We start from the raw sequence: 23,503 nt of genomic DNA, 5'->3' as shown, positions 1-23,503 counted from the left end.
ATTTCCCTTCAGTCGAGTCTGGATTGGGCGAGCAGTTCGCGGGCATGGTCGAGCGAGGTTTCGGATTCGCTGCCGGAGAGCATGCGGGCCACCTCGCGCACACGGTCCTCGCCCTCGGCACGCTGGACGGCGGTGGATACCGCACCGGCCGGGCCGGTCCCGCCGTCCGCGCCCGCCGCGGCCTTGCTCACCACGAACTGCGCGTCCGCCCAGGAGGCCACCTGCGCCAGATGGGTGACGACGATGACCTGCGCACTGCGGGCCAGCGTGGCCAGGCGCCTGCCCAGCTCCACGGCCGCCTTGCCGCCCACGCCGGCGTCCACCTCGTCGAAGATAAACGTCATGCCCGGGCGTGCCTCGCCGGCCGTTCCGGCGGTGCCGCGGCGTTCGGCGGCCGCGAGTTCGAGGGCGAGCATGAGTCGGCTCAGCTCGCCGCCGGACGCGCTCTTGCCCATCGGCAGCTGCGGGGAGCCGGGGAACGGGGTGAACAGGAACGCGATGTCGTCCCCGCCGTGCGCCTCGAGCGCGTCGGCCGCGCGAACGGTGCCCGCGCCCGCCGCAGGGGCATCCGCGCCCGCATTGCCGAGCCGCGAGGTGACGGTGATGGCCAGCCCGGCGCCGGACATGGCCAGATCGGCCAGTTCGTCGCTCACCCTGCGGCTCAGCTCGCCGGCCGCCCTGACGCGCGCTTGGTGGAGCCGTCCGGCCGCCTTGACGGCCTTTTCGGCCAGTGCGGCGCGGCGACGGGTCAGCTCGTCGATCTTCTCCGGCGAGGCGTCCAGATCCTCGAGTTCCAGACCGGCCTTCCGCCGCCAGTCGAGCACGTCCTCGAGCGTGGGGCCCCAGCGTTTGACGAGCTCGTCCAGATCGTGGATGCGTTCGTTGATGGCGTCCAGATCGGCCCCGTCCTCGTTCTCGTCCACCTCGCGGGTGAGCGAGAGCATCACGTCGGATACCTCGTCGCCGATCGCCTCGAGCCGGTCGGCGGCCTCGTCGAACACGCCGCCCAGCCGGATGCCGCGCAGCGACTGCACGGCCCGGTCCAGCAGCTGGGCCACGCCCTCGGCCCCGTCGTCGTAGTCCATCTGGGACGAGTCGAGCGCCGAGACCGCCCCGCCCACGCCCTGCGCGATGGCGGCCGCGTTCTCGATGCGGTCCCGCCGGGCCTTGAGCTCCGTGTCCTCGCCGGGCTGCGGATCCACGCGGTCGATGCGCGCCACGGCGTCCTTGAGGTAGTCGGCGCGCTGGCGGGCCTCGGCCTCCTGACCGTGCAGCTTGGCGAGCTTGGCGTCCATGTCCTTCAGGGCCTGCCACGCGACGCGGTACGCCTCGAACGCGTCGGCGTCCGCGGCGTAGGCGTCCAGGAATTCGCGCTGGCGGGAGGCGGAGGCGATGCGCAGCTGGTCGGCCTGACCGTGAATGGTCACCAGTTCTCCGGCGAGTTCGGCCAGCACGCCGCGCGGCACGCTGTGGCCGTTGAGCATGGCGCGCGAACGGCCCTTGGCGGGCACCGAACGGGTGAGGAACAGTTCGCCGTCCTCCCCCGGCGCGCCGGCGTCCTCGGCGATGGCGGCCGCACGCGAGCCGTCCGGCACAGCGAAGATGCCCTGCGCGCGGGTCTCGTCCGCCCCGGCGCTGATGCGGCCCGAATCGGCCTGCGCGCCGGAGATGAGGCGGATCGCGTTGAGCAGCATGGACTTGCCGGCGCCGGTCTCGCCGGTGATGGCGGTCATGCCGGGCGCGAAGTCCAGCAGCGCGTGGCGGATGGGCGCGAAGTCCAGCACGGCATGGTGGATGGGACCGAGGTTGCGGATCTCCAGTTCCTCGAGCATCAGCGCTCCCCCTTACGACCGGGCTGCTGCGCCTCCTGCGCCTGCTGGGCCTGCTCGCGCCAGCCGACCACGGGAAGGTCGAACTTGGTGACGAGCCGGTTGGTGAACGGCACGCCGGACAGGCGGGCGAGGCGCAGCGTGTCGCGCGACTGGCGCACGTCGATGCGCGTGCCCTTGGGCAGCACGCGCTGGCGGCGGCCGTCGCAGCAGATCCATCCCTCGGACATCGAATCGTCCAGAATCTCCATGGTGAACGTGGAGCCGGCGCCGATGACCAGCGGCCGTGCGAACAGCGCGTGCGCGGCGATCGGCACGAGCTGCAGGGCCTCCACGTTCGGCCAGATGATCGGCCCGCCGGCGGAGAACGCGTACGCGGTGGAGCCGGTGGGCGTGGAGACGATCACGCCGTCGCAGCCGAACGAGCTCATGTCCACGCCGTCCACCCGGATGCCGATCTCCACCATCTTGCCGCGGTCGGCGCGCTCCACGGTGATGTCGTTCAGGGCCCAGTCCTGGATCGGCTCGCCCCCGCCGGGCAGGGTCACGTCCACGTGCGCGATCATGCGCTCGTCCACCGAGTAGTCGTGCTCGCCCACGCGCCGGATGGCGTCGGACAGCTGGAAGCTTTCGAACTCGGCCAGGAAACCCACATGCCCCATGTTGATGCCGATGATCGGCACCCGCGTGCAGTGCACGAGCTCCGCGGCCCGCAGGATCGTCCCGTCGCCGCCGAGCACCACCACGATCTCCGTGTCCGGACGCACGACGGGCGGCTGCACGCCGAACGCGGGTGCCTCGAGGTTGTCCACCACCGTCACTTCGAACCCCACGCGGCGCAGCTGTTCAACGGCCTCGGCGACGACGGTGCCGCTGGCGCGCAGGCGCTGATGGGTGACCACCACGGCATGGCGTGTGCTCATAGGATTCCTTTCGACGCGATATGCCTCCAATCCTAGCGGCCAGCGCGGCAAATCGGCGTATCATCCTTGGTAGTGAAACGCAGAAGGATCAGAAAGACGTACTGGCACCGGCCGAGGGAAGCCGGCCGTGCGGTCGCGCGTGCCCTGAGCCTGCCGGGGTGGAAGCGCCGGGCGGACACCTCCGATCTGGTCACCACGCAGAGCGATGAGGCCATGGCCGCCGCCGGGCGGGCGGACGAGCACGGAGCCCCCGACTGGGTGCGCCACGCCCTGCACGCCGACTCGCAGTCCCCCGACCGGCGCAAGGCGGCCCGCGTGCCGTGGCCCAGCCGGGCGGACGCATTGCTGAGCCACCCCGCCCTGCTGTCCATCTGCTATTTCCTCACGCTCATCGCACTGGTCGCGTTCCTGCTGTGGCTGCCGCTCTCCTCGCGCAACCGCGGCTTCACGTCCCCGCACATCGCCGTCTTCACGGCCGTCTCCGCGCTGACCACGTGCGGCATCCCGGTGGTGAACACCGCCATCCACTGGACCATGTTCGGTCAGGCGGTCATTCTGGTGGCCGTGCAGCTCGGAGGGCTCGGCGTCATGACGTTCGCCTCCATGCTCGCCATCGCCGCCAGCCGCAGGATCAAGGTCTCGCAGCGGCTGCTGACCGCCACGGAGCTGGGGACCACCAAGCTCGGCGAGGTCAAGAGCATCATCACCGTGGTGCTGGTGAGCACGGTCGTCATCGAGGCGACCACGTTCGCCGCCCTGTTCCCCGGCCTGTACCGCGCCAACGGAGGCCTGTTCGGCAGGGCCGTCTGGCAGGCGCTCTTCTATGCGGTCTCCGCCTACAACAACACCGGGTTCACGCCGGACGCCACGGGACTTGTGGTGAGCAATTGGAACGTGGGCCTGCCCATCATGCTCAGCGCCTTCTGCGGCACGATCGGCTTCCCCGTCATCCTCAACGTGTTCCGCACGGCCCGCGCGCGCAAGTCGCCGGCCCACTGGAGCCTCAACACCAAGATCACGCTGGCCGCCACGGGGATCATCGTGGCCGTGTCGCTGGCATGGTTCCTCGCCAACGAGTGGAACAACCAGAACCTGTTCTACGGGGCGGACGGCTCCAAGCGCTTCCGCTACGCCCTGTCCGCGGCGGTGATGCCGCGCTCCTCCGGGTTCGACATCACGTGGGTGCCGCAGGTCTCCGAGCAGACCAAGGTGTTCATGAGCGCGGTCATGTTCATCGGCACCGGCAGCTCGTCCACCGGCGGCGGCATCCGCGTGACCACCTTCGCGGTGCTTGCGCTCATCTGTCGCGCCGCGCTGCTCAACCGCAGGGACGTCACGGCGTTCCGGCGCCGGCTGCCCCGTCAGGTGCGCATCATGGCGGTCAGCGTGGCCGCCACGTGTCTGACCGCCGTGTACGCGGGGGCGATCGCGCTGATCGTCACCACCGGGTGCTCCTTCGGGGACGCGATCTTCGAGGCGAGCTCCGCGTTCAGCCTCGGCGGCTATTCGGTGGGCGTGGCCCGCACCGACACGCCAGCATCGCTGTACATTCTGGCGGCTCTCATGCTGGTGGGCAGGCTCGGCCCGATGACGATCGCCTACACGTCCTCCAAGACGCGCCCGCAGTCGGTGGTGCGCTACCCGGAGGAGTCGATCGGCGTGGGCTGACCGGCGCGGTGTCCCGTACGCGACGCACGCACGGGACGCACACGGGAACGCACAAGGGCACACGTGGAATGCGTGAACAGGCAATTTCCAAGGAAAGGTGGCAGACATGGCCGGCAACAACGCCAACAGCGTGCTCGTGGTGGGCCTCGGGCGCTTCGGCAGCGCGGTGGCGCAGACCCTCAACGACCTGGGGCAGGACATGCTCGCCGTGGACCGCAACCCGGCGCTCGTGGCCCGATGGTCGAGCGTGTTCAACGTGGTCGAGGCGGACATGACCGACATGCTGGCGATCGAGCAGATCGACGCCGCGGAGTTCGGCAAGGCGGTCGTGGCGATCGGCGACAGCATCGAGGCCTCGGTGCTCACGGCCGGCAACCTGCTCGACGCGGGGCTCACGGACATCTGGGCGAAGTCGGTCTCCCGCGAGCACACGCGCATCCTGCAGCGCATGGGCGTGCGGCACGTGATCAGCGCCGAATCGGACGCCGGCAAGCGCGTCGGCCATCTCGTGGCCGGCGACTACCTCGACTACATCGAGATCGAGGGCCCGTACACCGTGGTGAAGATCCACACCCCGGCCGCCATGGTCAACCGGACGGTGGGCGAGGCGCGCATCCGCGAACGCTATGGCATCACGGTGATCGGCGCCATCACGCCCGGCCTGCCGTTCCGCCACGGCGACGAGGAGACCGTGATGCACCGGGACGACGAGCTCATCGTGCTGGGGCTGCAGGACCAGATCGACCGGTTCATCCGAAGCTGACGGGCGGTCCGGGCTTCGGCCCTTCTTCGTTTCCGCCGTTTCTTCCTCCTGCGTGAGGGAGCGCCCGGAAAGTCGCCCGCTGTTCCGTCCCGGTTCTCGCCGCGGACACGTTCCCGTCACCTTGGCCTGCCCATAATGGGGAGGAAGGGCATCCGCCGTTGCGGCGGAGGAAAGGCGACGGGGCCATGGATCATCATCACACCACCACGACCAATCTGACCCTGCCGGCCGGCGGCGAGGTGCGCGCGGGACGCTACGGGCGCATCCGCATCTACGGCGACGCCACGATCGACGACGAGGCGCAGTTCGACGTGATGGACGTGCACGGTTCGATCGTGGCCCACAACGTGAACGGCGGCGTGCTCGTGGTGGACGGGACGATGCGTGCTACGGGCTCGATGCATGTGGGCACGCTCGGCGGCAACGGCGCCGTGGACGTGGAGGGCGCCATGCGCGTGGGGCGCATGCAGTTCACCGGCATCCTCACGGCCGACCGGACCCTGCGCGTGCTGCGCGGTCTGGATCTGAGCGGCATCCTGCGCAATCCGCAGCGCATCGACGCGGACAGCGTGGACGTGGACGGGTTCGTGGAGGTGGCGGACCTGCATGCGGTGGGCGCGGTGAACATCCACCCGCTGGAGACGATGATGCTCTCGTGGACGTGCTTCCGCCAGTTCGACCACGGCAGTACGGCGGACAGCATCTCCTGCAAGGATCTCGATGCGAAGGACCTCTCCTGCCCGCAGATCCGCGCACATACGGTCACGCTGCGCGGCTCCAGCTTCGCGCAGGACGTGACGTGCACCAAGACGCTGAGTCTGGACCGTTCGTCCGTGGCGCTGCAGGTGACGGGCAACTGCGAGCGGATCAGGCTGGAAGGCTGAGCCAGAGCAGGTATTCGCGGTTGCCGTGCGTGCCGGCGATCGGCGAATCGGCGTGGGCGTGCACGGTCAGTCCGTGTCCGCGCGCGCTGGCGACGACGGTGTCCAATGCCTTGAGCCTCAGGGCGTCGCTTTCCACGATGCCGCCCTTGCCCAGTCCCGCGCGGCCCACCTCGAACTGGGGCTTGACGAGCAGCACGATCTGCGCGCCCGGCGCCCCCAGGGCCGCGATCGGGTCCATGAGGTAGGTCAGGGAGATGAACGAGACGTCGGAGACGATGTAGTCGGGCGCGTACGGCAGGTCCGCTGGCGTGACGTCGCGGATGTTCGTGCCGCTCATTTCCGTGACGCGCGGGTCGCCGGCGATGCGCGGGTCGAGCTGGCCGTGGCCCACGTCGAGGGCGATCACCCGTTCGGCGCCGCGGCGCAGCAGTACGTCCGTGAATCCGCCGGTCGAGGCGCCGATGTCGAGGCACATGCGGCCGGCCGGCGAGGGCAGCCCCTGCGGGCCGAACGCGTCGAGGGCTCCGATGAGCTTGTAGGCGCCGCGGGAGACGTAGTCGTCGCCCTTGTCCACCGCGATCGCCGCGCCGGCGGGCACGGCTTCGGACGGTTTGGCGGCCGTTGCGCCGTCCACCGTCACCGCGCCCGCGCGGATGAGCCGCTGCGCCTTGGAACGGGTGTCCACCAGCCCGCGCGCCACGAGTTCCGTGTCAAGACGGTTGCCGGGCATACGGCTAGTCCCTCTGCGCGTCGAGTTCGGCGAGCAGACGGTCGAGCGTCGCCTGCAGGGCGTCGATGCGCTGCTCGTCGTCCAGGGAATCGAATCCCTCGAACTGAGGGAAGCGCTCGGCAAGCGGCTTGCGCGTCTCGTCGTCGTGCATGCCGCTCACGCCTCGTTGGCGGCATCGTCCGCCGCCGTATCGCCAGCCGTACCCGCAGCCGTATCCGCAGCCACCGGGTCGATGGCGAAGGCGGGCAGACGATCGGCGTCGAATGCCTGACCGTCCCGGTCGGCAAGTTCCCATGCCAGGCAGCATGCGGCGCGCAGGGCGTCAAGGCTGTTTGGATCGCTCACGGCCATGCGTCCGTCCGCGTCGAGCCATGCCGCGGCTTCGGCGCAGGACCAGCGTCCCTCGCCCTCGCGCTGCGGGGCGGCGTGCGGCACGTTGAGCCCGGTGAGGTTGCGTGCGATCATCGTCGGGCGCAGTTCGGGGCGAGCCTGCATGAGCTGGAGCGGATTCGCCACACCGGTGAGCACGACCATGGAGTCGTAGCCGCCGCGGTTGCCGGCCTCGATGTCCGTGTCCAACCGGTCGCCGATGGCGATGGACTGTTCCTTGGGCGCCAGATCGCGGCCTTCGCCGGCGTTGAGCATGCGCGCCTCGTCGTACATGGCCGATTCGGGCTTGCCCGCCGAGCCGACCGGCTGGACGCCCGTGGCGGCAACCACCGCGTTGACGAGCGAACCGCAGCCGGGGGCGATGCCCTGTTCGCGCGGAATGCTGAGGTCGCGGTTGGTCACGAAGTACGTAGCTCCTCGTTCCACCGCGTAGGCGGCCTGCGCAAGTTCGGTCCACGGCATGTCCGGGTACCAGCCCTGAATCACCGCCGCAGGCCCCTCGTCCACGTTCGTCACGGGAACGAGGCCGTTGCGGGCCACCTCCTCCCGAAGGTGCGGGGCGCCGATGGTGAGCACCTTCGCGCCGGCGGGCACGCTGTGGGCGACCATGCGGGCGGCCACCACCGAGGAGGTGATGACCTGCCAGTCCTCCACGACGAGTCCGAAGCCGCGCAGCTGGTCGGCCACGACGTGCTGGAACCGGGAGGAGTTGTTGGTGGTGTATTCGATGGTCATGCCGTTGCGTTCGGCTTCGGCGATGGCCTCGGCGGCGTAGGGCACCGCGTTGCGTCCGCGGTACACCACGCCGTCCAGATCCAGCAGGGCGAGACGGTAGGCACGTGCCACCGACGTATCGATGCCCTTGAGGAAGCGTGTCATCACGCCTGCTCCGCCGCTTCGTCGGATTCGGAATCGTCAGTCTCTGCCTCGTTGGCCTCGGCCTCCTGAGCGGGTTCCTCGACGGATTCGGCGCCGTCCTGCGCGGTTTCGGCCGGCACGGTCTCCTCGTCGTCCGCGGATTCGCCGTCGGTGTTGTCCGCCTGAGCCTTCTCGGCTTCCGCTGCGATTTCCGCCTCGTCCTCGGCGGCGTCGTCCTCGCGTTCGATCTTCTCTTCGACGGGACCGGCGCCGTCGGACTCGTCGTCGGATTCCGCAGACTCAGCGGCGTCGGACTCGTCGGTCTCCGCGTCGGCGTCCTCGGACTCCTCATCCTCGGACTCGGCGGCATCATCCTCGGATTCGGATTCCTCGTCCTCTTCCTCGTCGTAGTCCGGCGCGTACTGGGCCTCGTCCTCGCTGATGCCGAGCATGTCGAGCTGATCATCGCTGAAGTCCGCCAGATCGTGGTCGATCACCACGTCGTCGGAGTTCGGGTCGATGTCCTCCTCGGCGTACTGGCTTTCCAGCCGGTCGAGCACGTCGTCGAGCTTGGCGGCCTCCTCGGGCTTGCCGTCCTGCTCCAGGAAGTACTGCTCGGCCTGGAAGGCACGCATGCGGTATTCGCCGGACAGGCCCTTGGAGCGCGCCAGCGTGTCCGCGATCTCGACCGCCTTGTCCCAGCGGCCCAGATCGGCCAGCGCACCGGCGTACACCAGAAACATCTCGGCCTTGCTTTCGCCCCTGAGCTGCTTGGCCTCGTCGCCCAGTGCGATCTCCACGGCCTTCTTCGGATTGCCCAGACCGCGTTCGCAGTCGGCGATGAACGGCAGGTAGTCGAGGTAGCCGTTCATGCGGAAGGCAGTGCGGAACTCCTTGACGGCGGTCTTGTAGTCGCCCTGACGGTAGGCCACGAGGGCCAGCGTCTCGCGCGCGAAGTCGATGCGGGAGGCCTGACGCGCCACCCACTTGGCGTGTTCCAGCGCCCACTTCGGGTCGGTGGCCTCCAGCGTGTACGCGGCCAGGATGTGCAGGCCGATGTTCTCCGCGTGCTCCTTGCTCAGGCCGCGCAGGCGTTCGCGATCGTCTTTGGAGAGCATGGACCATTCCATGCCCTTGGGCATGGTCGGCTCGCCCGGACGCGCGTCGGTGTACGGGTTCTGCGACGGGAACGACATGGTGCCGTCGGAATTGCGGCGGGCCTTGTCCCAATGCTGGCCGCCGCGGCGGTTCTCGTGGAAGTTGCCCTCGTCGTCGTAGCGACCGCGGCTGCGGTCGTTGCGGTCGAAGCGGGGCTTGCCGCCCTGGCCGTCGCGTTCGCCGCGATTTCCGCCGCGATCATCGCGACGGAAATCCTTGCGATCGCCGCGCTCACCGCGGAAGCCGCCGCGGTCGTCGCCGTCACGATGGAAATCCTTCTTGAAGTCCTTCTTGAAATCATTGCGGAACGGGCGGTCACCGTCACGGCGGAAATCGCGGCGGTCCTCGCCGTCCTTGTGGAAGTCCTTGCGGAAACCGCCCTGACGACGGTCGTCGCCGTCGCGGCGGAAGTCACGGTCGCGCTTGAAGTCCTTGCGGAACGGGCGGTCACCATCGCGGCGGAAGCCGCCGTTGCCGCCGCGCTCACCGCGATAGCCGCCGCGGTCCTCGCCGTCGCGACGCGAATCCTTGTGGAAATCCTTCTTGAAGTCCTTGCGGAACGGACGGTCACCGTCACGGCGGAAATCGCGGCGGTCCTCGCCGTCCCTGTTGAAGTCCTTGCGGAAATCCTTGCGGAACGGACGGTCGCCGTCCTTACGGAAGCCGCCGCCCTGGCCGTCACGATCGTTGCGATCGTCCCTGCGGAAGCCGCCGCCGTTGCCGCCGCGACGGAAACCGCCCTGACCGCCCTTGCGGAAACCACCATCGCGATGGAAGCCGCCGCCGTTGCCGCGGAAGCCGCCGTCACGGTGGAATTCACGACGCTCGCCGCCCTCGCCGGTGCCTTCGCCGGCATTGCGACGCTCGCCGTCGGCGCGATCGTGCCAGTTGCGACGATCGTCACGGCGGTCGTCGTGACGGAAACCGCCGTCCCTGCGGAAGCCGCCGCCGTTGCCGCCGCGACGGAAACCGCCCTGACCGCCCTTGCGGAACGGACGGTCGCCGCCCTTGAATCCGCCGTCGCGGTCGCGGAATCCGCCGTCGCGCCTCTGCTCGCCGTCCTCGCGCGGCTTGCGGTCGAAGCCTTCGCCGTCGCGCTGGAACCGCGGCTTGCCACCGTGGAATCCGCCGGAGCGACCGGAACCGCCCTGACCGCGGTATCCGCCGTTGCCGCGGAATCCGCCGCGTCCGCCGTTGCCGCCGCGCGAGCCGCCGAAGCCGCCGGAGCGATGCGGACGGTATCCGCCCTGATGGGAACCGTTGCTACGTTCTTCTGCCATGTTGGTCGTCCTTCACCTATCGGTTGGCCCATGAACATGCGAACATGGGCGTTCGTTCCGCCGGCCTTGCCGCCGGCACGTCTGTCGTCGTTGGATTGTCTGTCGTTGTCGGTTGTCTCTTCGGCTATCCGTCGTCCGCCCGTCAGCGGTTCTCCACCGCGCCGAGCGCCTTCTTGCCGCGGCGGATCAGCGCGAACCGTCCCTGCAGGAAGTCGCCTTCGGACAGCGTCGCCTCGTCGCTGTCCACGCGCACGTTGTTGAGGTACACGCCGCCGGACTTGATGGCGCGGCGCACCTCGGAACCGGTCTTGAACAGACCGGCGGCCTGCGCGGCGTCGATCACGCGGTCGCCCGGCTTGGCCGCCGGGAACACGTGATCACCGTTCTCGTCGGTCACCTTGAAGCCCTCCAACACGGCCTCGAGGGTCGCCTCGTCGATGTCCGCCAAGTCGCCGCCGCGCCCGAACAGCGCGGAGGAGGCATCGATGGCGGCCTGCGTCGCGGCCTCGCCGTGCACGAAGCTGGTGACCTCCCACGCCAGCGTGCGCTGCGCCTCGCGCGCGCCCGGATTGGCCTGGGATTCGGCGACCAGTCGCTCGATCTCCGCCTTGGGCAGGAAGGTGAACACCTTGAGCAGGCTCTCCATCTCCACATCCGGGCGGTTGAGCCAGAACTGGTAGAACTTGTAGGGGCTGAGCATGGTGCCGTCCAGCCAGACGGCGTTGCCCTCCGACTTGCCGAACTTCTTGCCCTGCGCGTCGGTGATGATCGGGCTCGTGAACACGTTGACGTCCGCGCCGCGCACCTTGTGGATCAGGTCCAGTCCGGAGGTGAGGTTGCCCCACTGGTCGGAGCCGCCGAGCTCGAGCGTGCAGCCGTACTCGTCGAACAGGTGCAGGAAGTCGTTGCCCTGCAGCACCTGATAGCTGAACTCGGTGAAGGAGATGCCCTCCTCGGAGTTCAGTCGGCGGGCCACGGTGTCCTTGGCGAGCATGGTGCCGAGGCGGAAGTTCTTGCCCACGTCGCGCAGGAAGTCGATGACGGACATCTGCGCGGTCCAGTCGTAGTTGGACACGAACCGAACGGGGTTCTCCCCCGCCGTTTCGAGGATGCCGCCGATCTGCTTCCTCAGGCGTTCGGCCCATCCGGCCACCACGTCCTTCGGGTTGAGCGTGCGCTCCCCCGACTGGCGCGGATCGCCGATCAATCCGGTCGCCCCGCCCACCAGTGCGATGGGATGGTGCCCGGCGAGCTGCAGGTGGCGCATGTTGATGAGCTGCACCAGATTGCCGATGTGCAGGGAGGCGGCCGTCGGATCGAACCCGCAATAATAGGTGATCGGCTCTCCGTTCAGCGCGTTGGCGAGTCGATCCCGGTCGGTGGACTGGGAAATCAACCCGCGCCATTCCAGTTCATCGAGCAGGTTGCCGAAACCCGCTTCCTTGAAGTTGGTGACGTGAGCCATGCTTGGTCGCTTCTCCCTATCGAATTGTGTCAATTGAGCCTACCCAGTGTCTCAGCAGAGGGCGACACCGCGACCCGGTCCATGCGGCCATCCCCGCGCCGCACACGTCACAGAGCGCGCAGCACGTCCTCGCCGATGCGCTCCACCACGCCGTCCGCAAGCAGCTGGTAGCACCGCTTGGAGGGGTGGAAGCGGTCGTACGCCCAGAATTCCTCGTCCGTGAGTCCGGTGTCGTGGTGGGTCATGTCCACGAACGTCACCTGCTCGCGCGCGCAGATCGCCTTGCTGACGGCCGTCTGACGGTCGGTCATGTCGAGGATCGCCTGCCTGAGCGTGCGGCCGAGCGCCGGCGAACGGTACACCTGCCCGGAGCTGATCACCACCACGTGCCGGCTCAGCGCCTTGGCCTCGTCGATGGCCGCACTCAGGTCCGCGCGCCACTCCTGCTCGCTGCGCCGGGCCATGAGGTCGTTCGACCCGGCGCACAGCACCAGCAGGTCGGGATGCCCCTCCACCTTGGGCAGCAGGCGGAACCGCGCGCGGCGCATGGTGGCACCCAGCCTGCCGTAGGTGCGCCAGTTCACGGAACGCCCGGTGATGCCTGCGATGGCTCGGGCAATGTCCGGCACGAGCCCGTCAGCCTGACGTTCCACGCCGCAGCCGACGGTAAGCGAGTCTCCCACCGTGACCAGCGTGATCGGACGCGTTCCGGCCGCGGCATCGGCCTTCGGGGGCCGGATCGTCCCCTCGCGCGCACCCTCCGGTTCCGGCGCCAGCTTGACCGTGTGCTGCGCCACCAGCCCCTCGGTCAGCGCGATCGGTTTCTGCCACCATTGCAATGCCATCATTCCTCCCCTTGACCGCTGTCCTCGGTCCGCACCGGATTATACGGGAACACGGGCGTCCGCCCAATGAACACTCGCCCGCCGACTGTCGCAGGCTGCCGCCTACAGCCGCCGATTGCGTCCGCATCAGCCCCGTTCCCCGCCCGATTTCTCCCATTCGGTCCAACCTGTGCGCTTCCAATCGCAGCTTGGACCGATCATGCGATTTTTGACCTCGAAAACGGCCCATTTTTCGCACGATCGGTCCAAGCTGCATCAGAGGGGCCACAGGTTGGACCGATCATGCGATCATGCGACCATGCGACCAAGCAGCCAGACGGTCGACCGGGCGCGCGAATCGAGGGGCGACTATTTCCTGCGGTTGCCGAGGCGCAGCACGGCACGCAGCTGGTCGATGAGCTCGCGATGGTCGAAGGACGTCAGTTCGGGGAAGGCACTGAGCATGCGCTTCTGCTGGTCGGTGAACAGCTTGGAGGCCTTCTCCTGCAAACGGTTCAGCGAGCTTTGCGGTCCGGCGGACAGCGTGCGGACCGCGCCCTCCATGGCGGTTCCGACGGCGGCCCCCATGGCCTGACGCCCCGCGTTGAACGATTCGCCGGCACGGTTCGCATACTCGTCGACCGTCCGCCGCGCATTCACGCCGTACTCGGAGGCCATCTGCCCGAAGCGCTCCACGCGCTGCATGAATCCGCTCATGCCGGAGAGTGTAACCGCCATGTCGATCACCAGCAGTACGAAGCACACCGCGGCCATGGCGTGCACGGCAGGTATGGGCACCCGGTCCGAGAACGATTCGATCAGCGGCTGCGTCCACAGCACCACGACCACGCTGAACGCGCCGAAGATCACCGCTCCGTACAGGCACACGCGCCCGTGGATGTTGAACCGGTACTGCGAGTAGTCCCACCAGCGGGCATCGAACAGCTTCTCCATCGCCCACGAGGTGACGTATTCGAGCACGGACGCCAGCAGTGCACCTACCACGAACAGCAGCACCGGGTTGCGCACCTGAGACAGCACGAGCGCCGCACCCACCGCCCCCACGCCGTAGATGGGGCACAGCGGGCCGTTGAGGAACCCGCGGTTGACGGGCCTGCGCTGCTGGACAGACACGACGATCGACTCGTACACCCAGCCGATGAAGCTGTAGAGCAGCACCCACAGGAAGATGTATTCCAGATCGAGGAGAATCTGCGCGAACACGTTCATCGGACCGACCCTCCCTTCTCGGGCGATTCGGCCCGCGTCGGCATTCCGGCCTTCCTCGGCTTGCTGAAGCGTTCCACGGACAGCGTTTCGCGCGTGGCGCTGATCTTGTCCGCGGCGCTCACCAGCCAGCCTTCCAGATGCCGCGGCGGCAGGGGCGTCAGGGGAAACATGTGGCGTTCGATGCCGTCGCGTTCGATCTCGTTGAGACGGAAATCCTTCAGCGCGTTCACCAGCGCCGTATGCCCGTGGGTGAAGCCGTGCAGACGGTGGGCGCCGTTGTCGTCATCATGCCAGTCGTACAGGAAGTAGTCGTGCAGCAGGGCGGTGCGCACGAGAGAGGGCAGATCCACGCGGTTCCACAGGTGCAGCCGGTCGGCGAGCCACACCGCGAGGCATGCCACGCGGATGGAGTGCGCGAAGGTGGTGACGGCTCCGTGCTGGTAGCTGCGCCGTTCGATGGCCATGTGGTCGTGCGCGATGATGTCCGCGCCGTGGCGCTGCACCAGCCGCCTGATCTCGTTGCGCGTGAGCAATCGTTTCAATGCCAATGGTCGCGTCCTTTGCCGTAAACCCGTCACTTTTCGCTGTCGTGATGCATTGTATACGGCGAGGGTCACGCCCGGGCTCATCCGCACGGATGATCTTGCCGGCGGGTCGTTGAATCGGCTTTCGGATGCGATTGGATGCGATTGGATGCGATTTGGGACACGACACGCCCCAGATATGACTCAAGCCGCCACCGTCGGCGAAAACGGTGGCGGCTTGAGACACGCGGGTACGGCCGCGCACACGCAGGTTCGCTCCGCAAGTCAGGTGTACGCGGCGACCTGCCTTGCGGCTCAGAAGCTGCCGGGCACGCGGTATGCCGGGCCGTCCGAGGTGGATCCGGCGAACGCGGCGAGCGGCATGATGGCGCTCTTCGCCTCACCGATCTGCTCGACGACGCGCTCGTACGCGGTGCCGCCCTTGCCGTTGCGGGCGGAGACGGACCCGTGGCTGGAGAGCACCGCACGCACCTTGGGGGCCACGTCGGCAGGCAGGAAGTCCTTGAACGTGTCCGCGAAGTCGGCATCGGTGAGGTCCCACAGCTCCTGACCGCGGCCTTCGGCGATCTTCACGCAGGCTCCGGAAAGCTCGTGCGCATGGCGGAAGGGAACACCGTTTCTCACGAGCCATTCGGCGATGTCCGTGGCGAGGGCGAATCCGGTCGGGGCCTCGGCCTCCAGGCGTTCGGCGTCGAACTTCATGGTGGCCACCATGCCGGTGAAGGCGGGCAACAGCACCTCGAGCGTGTCGACCTGATCGAACACGGCCTCCTTGTCCTCCTGCAGGTCACGCGCGTACGCGGTGGGCAGACCCTTGAGCGTGGCGAGCAGGCCGGTGAGATCGCCGATGAGACGGCCGGACTTGCCGCGCGCGAGCTCGGCGATGTCCGGGTTCTTCTTCTGCGGCATGATCGAGGAGCCGGTGGAATAGCCGTCGTCGAGTCGGACGAACGCGAATTCCTGCGTGTTCCAGATGATGATCTCCTCGGCGAGACGGCTGACGTCCACGCCGGCCATAGCGGCCACGAATGCGAATTCGGCCACGAGGTCGCGGCTGGCGGTGCCGTCGATGGAGTTGTTGGTCACGCGGCTGAAGCCAAGCTCATGGGCGACGGCCTCCGGGTCGAGGCCGAGCGTGTTGCCGGCGAGCGCGCCGGAGCCGTAGGGGGAGGCGTCGATGCGGCGGTCCCAGTCGACGAGGCGTTGCACGTCGCGCAGGAGGGGCCAGACGTGGGCCATGAGCTGGTGGGCGAGCAGGACGGGCTGGGCGTGCTGCATGTGGGTGCGGCCGGGCATGACGGTGCGGCCGGCGCGTTCGGATTGGGCGATGAGGGCGTTGGCGAGGGAGAGCAGTCCGCCGGCGACGGTGCGTGCGTGGCGGCGCAGCCACATGCGGATCAGGCAGGCGATCTGGTCGTTGCGGGAGCGGCCGGCGCGCAGTTTGCCGCCGAGTTCGTCTCCGGCGATGGCGAGCAGGCCGCGTTCGAGTGCGGTGGCTTCGTCTTCGTCGTCTTCCACGGGGGTGAAGCTGCCGTTGTCCACGCGGCGCTGGAGTTCGTCGAGTGCGGCTTCCATGCGGTCGAGTTCGTCGTCGGTGAGCAGTCCTGCGCGGCCGAGTGCGCGGGCGTGGGCGCGTGAGCCGGCGATGTCGTCGTCCGCGAGTCGCCAGTCGAATTGGGTGGATTTGCTCAGTCGGGCGAGTTCTGGCGAGGGGCCGGACGTGAAGCGGCCTCCCCACAGGGCGAGGTGTTCGGTGTTGTCGGCAGGCTGCTGCTTGGGCTGTTCGGCCATGGCGTGCTCTCCTTGGGTTTTGCTTCGCGGTTCGCGGTGCAATGCGTTCGCACAAACTGAGGGAAGCATACCAGCGCGCCGCTACAGACGGCTAGTGTCGTTCCGCGGTGGCGTCGGCGGTTCCGGTGTCGGCGTTGTCGCAGTCCTGCCGGTGTTTGCGTCTGATTGCGGTGTTCGCGATTCCCAGGATCACGGCGGCCCAGCCCAGCACTCGGGTTGCCGTCGGAATCCATGCCGGTGTCTGTCCGCTGGCCAGCGCGACGCCGAAGCAGACCGTGACCGTAAGGAAGCCGAGCGCGATGCACAGTTGGACGATGAATCGCGGTGCGGCAAACGGTTCGTCCTGTTTGCTTTCCCGTAGATCGACGTACCCGCGTACGATCGCATAGGCCGTAGACAGCATCGCGCACAGCAGCAGGCTCGCAAGCAGGGGGATCGTCATATCGGGGACGGATTCGAGGGCCGAACCCGCGACGAGGACGAACGCGCCCGTCAGGATGATCATGACCATCAGGGCCGAGGTGACTATGTTCCGCCGTTTCATTGTGTACTCCCCCGAAAACACCGTTGTTCTACGAGTTCAATGATATCCCCCCGGGGGACGGTCACGGCGGGAGGGAAGCCGGCTCATGCGGCGATCATGCAACCCCTACCACTTGTGCTCACCGGTAGCCACGAGATGGTCGATATCCTCGTAGGCGTTGCGGATGTTCTCTTGATGGTACATCTCGTACATGTCATAAATCTCCTGCGTGATGCCATGCTCGTCCCATTCGCGTAGCACATCGGAAGTGGAGCGGGCGTTGTCTCCCGCATACTGCTCGAGCAGATAGATGAAGAAGTCCATTTCACGCGTCAATCTCGTCCCTCCTCAAGTACAGCGAATCCCTGGGATCCCCGGTAACCTGTTCGACCTCCCACATGTCGAAAATACCCGCCGGGGAAAAGTCAGTCATAGCCAATTCCGGGTCTCGCAACATACCGTATGTCTGCGAATGGATGAAGGACTCCAAGGCCTTCATGGGAGAAAAACCGTACTTTTGGCATATCCGTTGTACGATCTCACGGTCGTAGTGGATCAACAGTTCCCGCTCCAATGTGGTCATGGACGAATCACCTCGATGCAGGTCAGGGCGTCAATCGCCCGTTGCGTGCGAAATGCGTACTGGTCTTTCAGCCTTTGGGGCAGTAATCGTTTCAAGGCCTCTTCCGTAGTATAGATTCCCGCGAAGAAACCGTTCAGTGTGGGCATGGTGGCATCATCCGCCACCGGGCCAAACACGATATCATAATCATCGTCGAGCGGTTCCCCGCTTCGATTCATTGCGATGTAGTCCAGCCAATCGGCCGTGGCACCGGCGAATCCAAGCGTATCGAACTCATCGAGAAGATGTTCATCGAACTCGTACACGGTGACAAAAGGGCCACCCTTCCTCCGACGTCTAGCAGACAGCACCGCCCATCGCGAAGCCTGCTCCAGACTGCTGGTCAGATAGAAGCCTGGGCCGAAATCCAAACGACGATCCGAACGCAGCAGCCGAGGATTCCGAACCTCGACGTTGCTGCCATGATACAGCCGCATGATGCCGACCTCCTTTTTCAACTGTCATCTCTGCCGAGCGGCGATTCCTTGATGTTCCGCAGCAATTCCAACTTACGCCGTTCCCAAGCGGACGTCGAATGCGCGGTGCAAAGAGCGCGCGGTGCAAAAAGGCCTTCCCCGGGGCAAACCCGAGGAAGGCCTGACAGGTCCGGACTACGGACAGCCGCCTGACTCGCGGCGGCAGCTCATCCCGAAGGCGACTGCTGGCGCGGTGTCAGTCACTCCACGGTGTTGTCCGGCACGTCGATGGCGTTGCCGAACTTGATGTCGCGCGCGGCGGCAACGCGGCTGGGCAGGCCGTAGATGTCGATGAAGCCGTTGGAGGACTTCTGGTCGAAGGTGTCGCCGGAGTCGTAGGTGGCGAGCTTGTAGTCGTACAGGGAGGCGTCGGAGCGACGGCCGGTGACGACCGCGCGGCCGCCGTGCAGCACCATGCGGATCTCGCCGGACACGTACTTCTGGGTGTCCTCGATGAACGCGTTGAGGGACTGGGTGGCCGGGGAGAACCACTGCGCGTCGTACACCAGCTCGGCCCAACGCTTGTCGATGTCGCGCTTGATGCGGTGCTGCTCGCGCTCGAGGCAGCAGTTCTCGAGCTCCTGATGCGCGGTGATGAGCGCCACGGCGCCCGGGGCCTCGTACAGCTCGCGGGACTTGATGCCCACCAGACGGTCCTCGATGAGGTCGATGCGGCCGATGCCCTGTGCGCCGGCACGGCGGTTCATCTCCTCGATGGCCTGCAGCGGGGTGACGTCGCGGCCGTCGATCTTCACCGGAATGCCCTGCTTGAACTCGATGGTCACCTCGTCCTCCACGGGCGGGAAGGCCGGATCGTCGGTGTAGGTGTAGCAGTCCTTGGTGGGCGCGTTCCACGGATCCTCGAGGAAACCGGTCTCGATGGCGCGGCCCCACACGTTCTGGTCGATGGAGTACGGGCTCTTCTCGGTCTGCTCGATGGGCAGCTTGTGCTCCTTGGCGAACGCGATCTCCACGTCACGCGTCAGGGACAGGTCGCGGATGGGGCTGATGGCCTTGAGCGCCGGGTCGATGGAGGCGATGGACACCTCGAAGCGCACCTGATCGTTGCCCTTGCCCGTGCAGCCGTGGGAGATGGTGTCCGCGCCGAACTGGTGGGCGGCGCGCACCAGATGCTTGCTGATGAGCGGGCGGGAGATGGCGGAGACCAGCGGGTAGACGCCCTCGTACATGGCGTTGGCCTTGAGGGCCTTCATGCAGTATTCGCTGGCGAACTCGTCGCGAGCGTCCACCACGTAGGCTTCCACGGCGCCGCAGGCCAGAGCGCGGTTCTTGATGGTCTCGAGGCTTTCGCCGCCCTGACCGACGTCGAGGGACACGGCGACGACGTCCTTGCCGGTACGCTCCTTGAGGTACGAGATGGCTACGGAAGTGTCGAGGCCACCGGAATAGGCCAGTACGATGCGGCTGTTGTCTGCCATGGAACATCCCTTTCAATCACGGGCTGACGAATACCCATAAGTATATGCATAACTCTGTATAAATATGCAATCCCGGCGCGGCGCGTCCACCATGTGGAAAGGCCTCCGTATGGAAAAACCGCACCGCAAACCCGCCGCACGCCGATTTGCCCGCGCTCCCCGGGCCTCCCCGGGCGAATCGGCGTACGCGTCCCGACCGGCATACGGACGGGCCGCGTTCAGCTGCGCGAGGCGAGGGTCAGCAGCCAGTCGGCGCGGTCGGCCGCCGTGGCGTCGTCCTTGGCGATCACCAGCACGGTGTCGTCCCCGGCGATGGTGCCGAGCACGCCGTCTATCGCATACCGGTCGATCACGCTGGCCACGTATTGCGCGGCCCCGGACGGCGTATGCACCACGATGAGGTTGCGCGCCGCCGCGGCCGAGGTGAGCAAACCGTTGAGGATGCGGCCCATCTGCGCCTCGGCCTTGGCGTCCGCCACCACCTGCTGGACGACCTCGTCGGCCATGCTCGGCGTGGAGTAGGCGGTGGTGCCGTCCGGCCTGCGCACCTTGGCCGCGTGCATTTCGTCCAGATCGCGGCTCAGCGTGGCCTGCGTCACCTCGACGCCCTGCCGCGCGAGCACGTCGGACAGCTGCTGCTGCGAGGTGATCACGTAATGCGCCAGCGCGTATTCGATGAGGCTGTGGCGGGCCGCGCGCGTGCTCGGACGCTGCAGCCTGCCGTCGGACCGATCGACACTCATACCGTCGTCACTCATAGCGCTTGGGACCGTTCTCAGGCAACGTCCCCGAGCAGGCTCAGGTCGCCGCGCTGCTGGGCGACGAGCCACGTGAGCAGCGCCTTCTGGGCGTGCAACCGGTTCTCCGCCTCGTCCCACACCACGGACTGCGGACCGTCGATCACCGAGGCGGTGACCTCCTTGCCGCGGTAGGCGGGCAGGCAGTGCTGGAACAGCGCGTCCGGCTTGGCGAGGGCCATGAGCTCGTCGTTGACCTGATAGTTCCAGAACGGCTTGGAACGGATGGCGTATTCGGCCTCCTCGCCCATGGAGACCCAGGTGTCGGTGAACACGCAGTCGGCGTCCTTCACGGCCTCCTTCGCGTCGGTGGTCACGAGGATGGATCCGCCGTTTTCGGCCGCGATGCGCTCGGCGTCCGCCACGATGGCCGGATCAGGCAGATAGCCGTAGGGGCCGGCCACGCGCACGTCCATGCCGGCGACCGCGCCGCCCAGCAGGTACGAGTTGGACATGTTGTTGGCCGCGTCGCCCACGTAGGCGATGGTCTTGCCCTTGAGCGCGTCCACGCCGCCGCGGAACTGCGCGATGGTGAGGAAGTCGGCAAGGATCTGGCACGGGTGGAACTGGTCCGTCAGGGCGTTGACGACCGGGCAGTCGGCGTATCGGGCCATCTCCTCGACGCGGTCCTGGCCGAAGGTGCGCCACACGATGCCGTACGCCATGCGGGTGAGCACGCGCGCGGTGTCCGCCACCGGCTCGCCTCGTCCGAGCTGGGAGCTGGACTTGTCGATGACGAGCGGGTAGCCGCCGAGTTCCGCCACACCGATAGAGAAACTGGAGCGGGTGCGGGTGCTGGGCTTGTCGAAGAGCACGGCCACGGCCTGCGGGCCTTCGAAGGGGCGCGAGTAGAAGCGGTTCTCGCGGAAGCGCATGCCGAGTTCGAGGATCTGCTTCTGTTCCTCGTGGTTGATGTCGTCGTCACGCAGCATGTGGCGCAGCTGTCCGGTCATGTCACGTTCTCCTTAAATCCGTTGGTGTTTCGTTGGTTTCCGCGGTTCGCGGTTCGTTACGTTCCGAGTTGCGGCCCGATCGACGCGGCGCGTCCATCGCCGAGCCAATCGGGCCGCCGGCGTTTCAGTCGTTCTTGAGGTCGGTCGGGGCCTGAGCGAGGACGGCGATGAGCTGGTCCACGTCCTCCTTGGTCACGATCAGCGGCGGGGCGAAGCGCAGCGCGTCGGGTGCGACGGCGTTGACGATCAGGCCGCGTTCGAGCGCCCAGTTCGCCAGTGCGTGCGAGCACGGGTGGGCGAGCTGCACGGCGTCCAGCAGACCGCTGCCTCGCGTGGAGACGTACAGCGGGTTGCCGGTGGCCAAAAGCCCTTCGCGCAGCTGCCGGCCGCGCTCCTCCGCGTTGGCGATGAGCCCTTCGCTTTCGATGGCATCGAGCGTGGCCAGCGCCGCCGCGGCACCGAGCGGGTTGCCGGCGAACGTGGAGCCGTGCGAGCCGGGGGTGAACAGTGCGGAGAGCTTGGAGCCGAAGGCGATGAGGCCGCCCATGGGGAAGCCGCCGGCCACGCCCTTGGCGAAGGTGACCGCATCCGGGATGATGCCGCCGGAGAGGTCCTCGCGCTGGAAGGCGAACCACGCTCCGGTGCGGCCAATGCCGGTCTGCACCTCGTCGATGATGAGCAGCGCATGGTACTTGTCGCACAGGGCGCGCACCTGCTTCACGTAGTCGGCGCCGAGCGGACGCACGCCGGCCTCGCCCTGAATGAGTTCCATGATGACGGCGGCGACAGGTCCCTTGCCGTATTCGCCGCGCCCGGTGGCGGAGAACGCGTCGCGCATGGACTGGATGTCGCCGGACTCCACGAATTCGATGGCGGGCACGAGCGGCTCGTAGGGCTTGCGGATGGACGGTTTCCAGGTGGCGGACAGCGCGCCGAGCGTGCGGCCGTGGAAGCCGTGGGTGAGCGCGAGGATGCGCGCGGGCTTGCCGCCGAAGTCCGGCAGGGCTCCGTGCAGGGTGCGGCCGTACAGCTTGGCGAGCTTGATGGCCGCCTCGTTGCCTTCCGCACCGGAGTTGCCGAAGTACACGTGCGAGCCCTCGGGGGCACCGGCCAGCTCGATGAGCTTCGCCGCGAGCCTGATCTGCGGTTCGGTGGCGAAGTAGTTGCTGGTGTGCGCCACCTTGCCGGCCTGCTCGGCCACGGCGGCCACCCACTTGGGGTGCGCGTAGCCGAGCGCATTGACGGCGATGCCGCCGAGGAAGTCGAGGTATTCGTTGCCGTCCACGTCCCACAGGTGCGCGCCCTTGCCATGGTCCATGACGCGCAGCGGCGTGCCGAACACGTTCATGTGAACGTCACGGTATTCGCCGATCCACTTGCTGTCCTTCGGTCCGAGCTGTTCAGTCGCCGTAATAGCCATAGGAGCTCCTCATTTCGATGCCGTCTTCGGGAATGACCATCGTGCCGATGCCGGCCGACGTAAAGATTTCGTTCAGGATGGAGTGCGGCTTGCGGCCGTCGATGATGTGCGCCTGGGGCACGCCGCCGTCGATGGCACGCACGCAGGCCTCCATCTTGGGGCGCATGCCGGACTCGAGGTCGGGCAGCATGTCGCGCAGGTTCTCCACGCCGATGCGCCCGATGAGCGAGTTCTTGTCCGGCCAGTCGGCGTACAGGCCGTCCACGTCCGTGAGGATGACGAGCTTGTGCGCGCCCACGGCCGCGGCCAGTGCGGCGGCCGCGGAGTCCGCGTTCACGTTGAGCACCTCGGTGGCGTCGTCCTCGTTGGGCGCCACGGAGGAGACGACCGGAATGCGCCCGGCCGCGATGAGGTCCTCCACCGCGGAGGCGTCCACGCTCATCACGTCGCCCACGAGGCCGATGTCCGTGGGCTTGCCGTCGATGATGGGCTTGCGCTGCATGGCGGAGAACAGGCCGCCGTCCTCGCCGGACAGGCCGACCGCGAGCGGGCCATGCGTGTTGATGAGGCCGACGAGCTCGCGTGACACCTTGCCCGTGAGCACCATGCGCACCACGTCCATGGCTTCCGGCGTAGTGACGCGCAGGCCGCCCTTGAATTCGGAGTCGATGTGCAGGGCCTTGAGCATCTTGGAGATCTGCGGGCCGCCGCCGTGCACGACGATAGGGTGGATGCCCACCTGACGCAGGAAGACCATGTCCTCGGCGAAGCACGCCTTGAGATGCTCGTCGACCATCGCGTTGCCGCCGTACTTGACGACGATGCGCTGGCCGGCGAACTCCTCGAGCCACGGCAGCGCCTCGATGAGCACTTCCGCCTTCTGGTCGGCGCGCAGGTCGGTGTGCACGTCGAAATGGAAACCGGGTCCCTTGACC

At 67.3% G+C, this 23,503-nt stretch carries 22 protein-coding genes and 1 pseudogene; 3 read left to right on the top strand and 20 right to left on the bottom strand.

Annotation, left to right across the window (positions count from 1 at the left end; all coding sequences use genetic code 11):
• Positions 1 to 8: 8 nt before the first annotated feature.
• Together recN and AC1AZA_RS01195 are read right to left on the bottom strand one after the other, a co-directional pair.
• A complete protein-coding gene (gene recN, locus AC1AZA_RS01200; protein WP_476512923.1) occupies positions 9 to 1,832 on the bottom strand; it encodes a DNA repair protein RecN in 1,824 nt (607 codons plus the stop codon).
• Positions 1,832 to 2,752, bottom strand: a complete 921-nt coding sequence (locus AC1AZA_RS01195; RefSeq protein WP_476512922.1) for an NAD kinase — start codon at positions 2,750 to 2,752, stop codon at positions 1,832 to 1,834. Before AC1AZA_RS01195 ends, recN begins: the two co-directional genes overlap by 1 nt.
• 213 nt (positions 2,753 to 2,965) lie before the next feature.
• Between AC1AZA_RS01195 and AC1AZA_RS01190 the strand changes: the two genes are divergently transcribed.
• From AC1AZA_RS01190 to AC1AZA_RS01180, 3 genes are all read left to right on the top strand, one after another.
• Complete coding sequence (locus tag AC1AZA_RS01190; RefSeq protein WP_476513154.1) at positions 2,966 to 4,420, top strand: TrkH family potassium uptake protein; 1,455 nt, start codon at positions 2,966 to 2,968, stop codon at positions 4,418 to 4,420.
• Positions 4,421 to 4,526: 106 nt separating this feature from the next.
• Positions 4,527 to 5,183, top strand: coding sequence for a potassium channel family protein (locus AC1AZA_RS01185; protein ID WP_476512921.1), 657 nt, complete (start codon positions 4,527 to 4,529; stop codon positions 5,181 to 5,183).
• A 185-nt stretch (positions 5,184 to 5,368) separates the two neighbouring features.
• On the top strand, positions 5,369 to 6,067 hold the full coding sequence (locus AC1AZA_RS01180; RefSeq protein WP_476512920.1) for a hypothetical protein: 699 nt from the start codon (positions 5,369 to 5,371) through the stop codon (positions 6,065 to 6,067).
• On the opposite strand, the gene AC1AZA_RS01175 is transcribed toward AC1AZA_RS01180, so the two are convergent.
• From AC1AZA_RS01175 to argB, 18 genes and pseudogenes are all read right to left on the bottom strand, one after another.
• Positions 6,051 to 6,797, bottom strand: coding sequence for a TlyA family RNA methyltransferase (locus AC1AZA_RS01175; protein WP_476512919.1), 747 nt, complete (start codon positions 6,795 to 6,797; stop codon positions 6,051 to 6,053). The two genes, AC1AZA_RS01180 and AC1AZA_RS01175, sit on opposite strands and share 17 nt — an antisense overlap.
• A gap of 4 nt (positions 6,798 to 6,801) precedes the next feature.
• On the bottom strand, positions 6,802 to 6,957 hold the full coding sequence (locus tag AC1AZA_RS01170; RefSeq protein ID WP_476512918.1) for a hypothetical protein: 156 nt from the start codon (positions 6,955 to 6,957) through the stop codon (positions 6,802 to 6,804).
• Entirely contained in the window at positions 6,954 to 8,066 is a 1,113-nt protein-coding gene (locus AC1AZA_RS01165; RefSeq protein ID WP_476513153.1) for an HAD-IIA family hydrolase, read from the bottom strand. The genes AC1AZA_RS01170 and AC1AZA_RS01165 overlap by 4 nt, the downstream gene beginning before the upstream one ends.
• Positions 8,066 to 10,039 (bottom strand): annotated as a pseudogene (locus tag AC1AZA_RS01160) (tetratricopeptide repeat protein); the annotation flags it as partial. The pseudogene AC1AZA_RS01160 and the gene AC1AZA_RS01165, both read right to left, overlap by 1 nt.
• A 586-nt stretch (positions 10,040 to 10,625) precedes the next feature.
• On the bottom strand, positions 10,626 to 11,948 hold the full coding sequence (gene tyrS / locus AC1AZA_RS01155; RefSeq protein WP_476512917.1) for a tyrosine--tRNA ligase: 1,323 nt from the start codon (positions 11,946 to 11,948) through the stop codon (positions 10,626 to 10,628).
• A 107-nt stretch (positions 11,949 to 12,055) separates the two neighbouring features.
• Positions 12,056 to 12,796, bottom strand: coding sequence for a GDSL-type esterase/lipase family protein (locus AC1AZA_RS01150; protein ID WP_476512916.1), 741 nt, complete (start codon positions 12,794 to 12,796; stop codon positions 12,056 to 12,058).
• Positions 12,797 to 13,141: 345 nt separating this feature from the next.
• Positions 13,142 to 14,002: a putative ABC transporter permease gene (locus AC1AZA_RS01145; RefSeq protein ID WP_476512915.1), complete on the bottom strand. Its 861-nt coding sequence runs from the start codon at positions 14,000 to 14,002 to the stop codon at positions 13,142 to 13,144.
• The gene (locus AC1AZA_RS01140) at positions 13,999 to 14,544 is read right to left on the bottom strand and encodes an HD domain-containing protein (protein ID WP_476513152.1); all 546 of its coding nucleotides are present in this window, start codon (positions 14,542 to 14,544) and stop codon (positions 13,999 to 14,001) included. Before AC1AZA_RS01140 ends, AC1AZA_RS01145 begins: the two co-directional genes overlap by 4 nt.
• 297 nt (positions 14,545 to 14,841) lie before the next feature.
• Entirely contained in the window at positions 14,842 to 16,338 is a 1,497-nt protein-coding gene (gene argH / locus AC1AZA_RS01135; protein ID WP_476512914.1) for an argininosuccinate lyase, read from the bottom strand.
• Between the two features lie 91 nt (positions 16,339 to 16,429).
• Positions 16,430 to 16,849, bottom strand: a complete 420-nt coding sequence (locus AC1AZA_RS01130; RefSeq protein ID WP_476512913.1) for a hypothetical protein — start codon at positions 16,847 to 16,849, stop codon at positions 16,430 to 16,432.
• A 138-nt stretch (positions 16,850 to 16,987) separates the two neighbouring features.
• On the bottom strand, positions 16,988 to 17,197 hold the full coding sequence (locus AC1AZA_RS01125; RefSeq protein WP_476512912.1) for a DUF3791 domain-containing protein: 210 nt from the start codon (positions 17,195 to 17,197) through the stop codon (positions 16,988 to 16,990).
• A complete protein-coding gene (locus AC1AZA_RS01120; RefSeq protein WP_476512911.1) occupies positions 17,187 to 17,444 on the bottom strand; it encodes a hypothetical protein in 258 nt (85 codons plus the stop codon). The genes AC1AZA_RS01125 and AC1AZA_RS01120 overlap by 11 nt, the downstream gene beginning before the upstream one ends.
• Entirely contained in the window at positions 17,441 to 17,920 is a 480-nt protein-coding gene (locus AC1AZA_RS01115) for a DUF3990 domain-containing protein (RefSeq protein ID WP_476512910.1), read from the bottom strand. The genes AC1AZA_RS01120 and AC1AZA_RS01115 overlap by 4 nt, the downstream gene beginning before the upstream one ends.
• A 239-nt stretch (positions 17,921 to 18,159) precedes the next feature.
• Complete coding sequence (locus tag AC1AZA_RS01110; RefSeq protein ID WP_476512909.1) at positions 18,160 to 19,398, bottom strand: argininosuccinate synthase; 1,239 nt, start codon at positions 19,396 to 19,398, stop codon at positions 18,160 to 18,162.
• Between the two features lie 218 nt (positions 19,399 to 19,616).
• A complete protein-coding gene (locus AC1AZA_RS01105; protein ID WP_476512908.1) occupies positions 19,617 to 20,156 on the bottom strand; it encodes an arginine repressor in 540 nt (179 codons plus the stop codon).
• Positions 20,157 to 20,173: 17 nt separating this feature from the next.
• Positions 20,174 to 21,148, bottom strand: coding sequence for an ornithine carbamoyltransferase (gene argF, locus AC1AZA_RS01100; RefSeq protein ID WP_476512907.1), 975 nt, complete (start codon positions 21,146 to 21,148; stop codon positions 20,174 to 20,176).
• Positions 21,149 to 21,272: 124 nt separating this feature from the next.
• Entirely contained in the window at positions 21,273 to 22,568 is a 1,296-nt protein-coding gene (locus AC1AZA_RS01095; RefSeq protein ID WP_476512906.1) for an acetylornithine transaminase, read from the bottom strand.
• Positions 22,549 to 23,475 (bottom strand): acetylglutamate kinase, encoded by a 927-nt coding sequence (argB, locus tag AC1AZA_RS01090; protein WP_476513151.1) that lies wholly within the window; start codon positions 23,473 to 23,475, stop codon positions 22,549 to 22,551. The genes AC1AZA_RS01095 and argB overlap by 20 nt, the downstream gene beginning before the upstream one ends.
• Positions 23,476 to 23,503 lie beyond the last annotated feature (28 nt).

Source organism: Bifidobacterium sp. LH_389 (assembly GCF_056357235.1).
Note: the sequence above shows the minus strand (reverse complement) of the source record. Positions and strands in the feature narration are given on the sequence as shown.

Excerpts from the sequence above, each read along its gene's own strand:
- recN (WP_476512923.1), bottom strand. The coding sequence starts at position 1,832 with ATGCTCGAGGAACTGGAGATCCGCAACCTCGGTCCCATCCACCATGCC.
- AC1AZA_RS01195 (WP_476512922.1), bottom strand. The coding sequence starts at position 2,752 with ATGAGCACACGCCATGCCGTGGTGGTCACCCATCAGCGCCTGCGCGCC.
- AC1AZA_RS01190 (WP_476513154.1), top strand. The coding sequence starts at position 2,966 with ATGGCCGCCGCCGGGCGGGCGGACGAGCACGGAGCCCCCGACTGGGTG.
- AC1AZA_RS01185 (WP_476512921.1), top strand. The coding sequence starts at position 4,527 with ATGGCCGGCAACAACGCCAACAGCGTGCTCGTGGTGGGCCTCGGGCGC.
- AC1AZA_RS01180 (WP_476512920.1), top strand. The coding sequence starts at position 5,369 with ATGGATCATCATCACACCACCACGACCAATCTGACCCTGCCGGCCGGC.
- AC1AZA_RS01175 (WP_476512919.1), bottom strand. The coding sequence starts at position 6,797 with ATGCCCGGCAACCGTCTTGACACGGAACTCGTGGCGCGCGGGCTGGTG.
- AC1AZA_RS01165 (WP_476513153.1), bottom strand. The coding sequence starts at position 8,066 with ATGACACGCTTCCTCAAGGGCATCGATACGTCGGTGGCACGTGCCTAC.
- tyrS (WP_476512917.1), bottom strand. The coding sequence starts at position 11,948 with ATGGCTCACGTCACCAACTTCAAGGAAGCGGGTTTCGGCAACCTGCTC.
- AC1AZA_RS01150 (WP_476512916.1), bottom strand. The coding sequence starts at position 12,796 with ATGATGGCATTGCAATGGTGGCAGAAACCGATCGCGCTGACCGAGGGG.
- AC1AZA_RS01145 (WP_476512915.1), bottom strand. The coding sequence starts at position 14,002 with ATGAACGTGTTCGCGCAGATTCTCCTCGATCTGGAATACATCTTCCTG.
- argH (WP_476512914.1), bottom strand. The coding sequence starts at position 16,338 with ATGGCCGAACAGCCCAAGCAGCAGCCTGCCGACAACACCGAACACCTC.
- AC1AZA_RS01130 (WP_476512913.1), bottom strand. The coding sequence starts at position 16,849 with ATGGTCATGATCATCCTGACGGGCGCGTTCGTCCTCGTCGCGGGTTCG.
- AC1AZA_RS01120 (WP_476512911.1), bottom strand. The coding sequence starts at position 17,444 with ATGACCACATTGGAGCGGGAACTGTTGATCCACTACGACCGTGAGATC.
- AC1AZA_RS01115 (WP_476512910.1), bottom strand. The coding sequence starts at position 17,920 with ATGCGGCTGTATCATGGCAGCAACGTCGAGGTTCGGAATCCTCGGCTG.
- AC1AZA_RS01110 (WP_476512909.1), bottom strand. The coding sequence starts at position 19,398 with ATGGCAGACAACAGCCGCATCGTACTGGCCTATTCCGGTGGCCTCGAC.
- AC1AZA_RS01105 (WP_476512908.1), bottom strand. The coding sequence starts at position 20,156 with ATGAGTGACGACGGTATGAGTGTCGATCGGTCCGACGGCAGGCTGCAG.
- argF (WP_476512907.1), bottom strand. The coding sequence starts at position 21,148 with ATGACCGGACAGCTGCGCCACATGCTGCGTGACGACGACATCAACCAC.
- AC1AZA_RS01095 (WP_476512906.1), bottom strand. The coding sequence starts at position 22,568 with ATGGCTATTACGGCGACTGAACAGCTCGGACCGAAGGACAGCAAGTGG.